Source organism: Microcystis sp. M53603_WE2, assembly GCF_030065435.1.
Genome location: NZ_JASJFF010000413.1, coordinates 1 through 2,877, shown reverse-complemented (window position 1 = coordinate 2,877; position 2,877 = coordinate 1). Strand labels below are relative to the sequence as shown.

At 38.9% G+C, this 2,877-nt stretch carries 3 protein-coding genes; 1 reads left to right on the top strand and 2 read right to left on the bottom strand.

Features of this window, described 5'->3' with window-relative positions; all coding sequences use genetic code 11:
- The first annotated feature begins 85 nt into the window (after window positions 1-85).
- Window positions 86-538, top strand: coding sequence for an ATP-binding protein (locus PX481_RS08650; protein WP_288094395.1), 453 nt, complete (start codon window positions 86-88; stop codon window positions 536-538).
- A 6-nt stretch (window positions 539-544) separates the two neighbouring features.
- On the opposite strand, the gene PX481_RS08645 is transcribed toward PX481_RS08650, so the two are convergent.
- The gene (locus tag PX481_RS08645; protein ID WP_043998831.1) at window positions 545-1,990 is read right to left on the bottom strand and encodes a serine/threonine-protein kinase; all 1,446 of its coding nucleotides are present in this window, start codon (window positions 1,988-1,990) and stop codon (window positions 545-547) included.
- A gap of 95 nt (window positions 1,991-2,085) precedes the next feature.
- Window positions 2,086-2,877: metallophosphoesterase family protein (locus tag PX481_RS08640; protein WP_288094393.1), on the bottom strand; the 792-nt coding region annotated here is incomplete at its 5' end.

The window sequence follows — 2,877 nt, the reverse complement described above, 5'->3', positions numbered from 1 at the left end:
GATTTGCGCTATCAAGAAAATTGGAGTTTAGGCTACGATCTACAACTGATTTTTAAAACAATTTTGATTCTCTTTCAAAAAAACAGTGGTGCCTTCTGAAGTCTTAAATTCCCCTTCTTTCCCCCTCCATTTCCATCTACAAGTCCGGACGGAATTGGCAGCTTTAATCCCAGTCCTACAATGGTTTGAATCTCACGGCCGCTCTTTTCTACCTGAGTCGGTGCTTTGGCAGTGTAAAGTGGCTTTAGCGGAAGGATTTACTAATACTGTCCGTTACGCTCACCAACATTTACCACCGACTACACCCATCGATCTAGAATTAACTTTACAGTCCCATTCTCTAGAAATAAGAATATGGGATCACGGTCAACCTTTTGATCTGCAAGCCAAACTCGATTCTCTACAACAACATCCTCTCGCACCTTTGGAAATGGAAAGCGATCGAGGATTAATTTTTATGCGTTCTCTTACTGATACTTTACAATATATCCGCACTGGCGAAGGGAGAAATTGTTTAATTCTCCAGAAAAGTTTTTAAGTCAATTTATCCCCTGCTAGAAACTCCGTCCATGGCACAGGTTTCCAGACGAGAAAAAAGAATTATCCCACCCCCCACACCCCACACAAGGGTGGGGAGATGTCCCCAGGGTGCTTTGAGAGAGAAAGTAATTTGATCGTAGTATAACCACTTGTTATTAACTCGCCAACCGACTTTTGTTCCAAAAGCGTTCCATTTTTGTTGATCATAATTGCTGCTTCCTCCCAAACTTTCATAGATTCTTTTCTGAACAGATATACCGAATTTTCCCTGACTATATTTTAACCAGAGTTGATTGATAGTGGCTAAATCTTCACAGGGAAAGTTATCTATGTCTTCTATCTTAAGATATTTTTCTTTAGTTCGATCGGCAACTTTTAAGAAGAGATTAGCCGTTTCTTGATCTGCCTCTTGCCATTTTTCTTGCGCTAAGAAATCCCGTAGGTTAGTGTAATCAATTTCCTTGGCACTTTTGAGGTTAATTTCCTCCCTGGTGGCGGCTGGAAAAACTGGCAAAACCGTTTCTTGAATTGTATTCTGTGATCGGGGTTTTGGCGGAATCACGAAGGCTAATTTGACTGCTAACTCTTGCAGGACTTCCCCGGCTGATTGATAACGTTTTTTGGTGCCAAATTCAATTAATTTATCTAAAATTTTACCTAATTCAACAATAACAGGATTATTAATCAGGTGCTTTCTCCATACCCATTCATGTTCACTCACATCGAATAATTCAAAGGGAGATATTCCCGTTAATAAATAGATACAAGTGACTCCCAAACTATATAAATCACTGCTATTAATCGCTTTGCCATTGCTTTGTTCTGGAGCGATATATCCCGGCGAACCGATCACTGTTCCTGTCAGGGAAAGGTTAGCAATGGGCATGAATTTAGAGGCACCAAAATCCACTAAAATTATTTTATTATCGCTGCGTCTCCTAATTATATTAGCTGGTTTAATATCCCGATGAATGACTCTTTTAGCATGGATAAAATCAAGAATTGGCAAAATTTCCAATAAAAGATGTTTGATCTTTTCCTCATTGAAAACTCCCTCGCTTTGTAATTCTTGTTCTAGATTTTCTCCCTCAATATATTCTTGAACAAGATATTGTCGCCCATCATTGCTGGTAAAATAGGCATAGAGGGAGGGAATTTGTGGGTGTTGACCGAGATTATCTAAACTAATCGCTTCTTCTTTAAATAATTCCGCCGCTTTCTTGAGAGCATTGCTACCTTGAGCGCTAGGAAAAAATTGTTTAATCACACAATAAGGTTTAGAAGGTTTATCCTCATCAATTGCTTGAAAAGTTTTACCGAAACCTCCTTGACCAATTAATTTTATAGCACGATAACGATCTTTTAGTAATAATTGAAAGCGACATTTTTGACAGAATTTATCTGTAGGATCATTGTTATATAGACAATCGGGATTAAGACATAAACTCATTGTTAGTTCAAAGAGGGATAGGGAAGATGTTTCAGTGAGCAGTAAACTGATAACTGATAACTGATAACTGATAACTGATAACTGATAACTGATAGCTAAATCGAGGTTTCTTCCTCTAGCCAAATTTCTGGCTGTTGATTTAATAAAAGCTGGGCTGCCTCTAACATATCATCGACAATATCGCGCAAATCTGTCTTATTATCGATATAAGCTTTTAACGCCTCCATCGGATCTAATTGATTACCCACCCCTAATTCCGGTAAACGGGGACGGGTTAATTGACTAATTAACTCAGCCCGAATACTATAACTATGGGCAGTTTTTAACGCTTCGTCAAGCTGATTGGTGTTGATTAGTTCTAATTGTTCACTGCGAATTTTATAAACTAAGCGGATAACTGCTTCCTGAATATCGTGTTTTTTGAGAGCTTTTAGCAATTCTTTTTGGGGGTTTTCTGCCTCAGAAACATCCACTTCGATGGAACGGAAAGGACGCACGGGTAAAGGACAAAATTCCCATTTAACCTCTCCTTTAGCCACTTCTATTAGAACATAGCCCTTATCTTCTTTTTCCTCGCTAAAATCCACTCGATCGATGCTGCCCGGATAGACAATAGGCGGATCATTGCTAGGATTAAGATTTTGGTGTTTGTGAACATGACCTAGGGCAACATACTCGAATTGTGGACGATTTAGCAACGATAAAGGCACAGTAAACCCTTTACCAACCGCTAAAAATCTTTCTGCTCCTAAACTAGCTCGATCGGCCATTAAATGGGCTAATAAAACTGTTGGTACACTTGTATCTAATTGGCGAATTTCTCCTTCTAAAACCGGTTCCAAACGGTTAATTAATAATTCATTTACCCCACTCAAGGATAAACCCTC

Coding starts and splice junctions, on each gene's coding strand:
- PX481_RS08645 (WP_043998831.1), bottom strand. CDS start 1,990: ATGAGTTTATGTCTTAATCCCGATTGTCTATATAACAATGATCCTACA.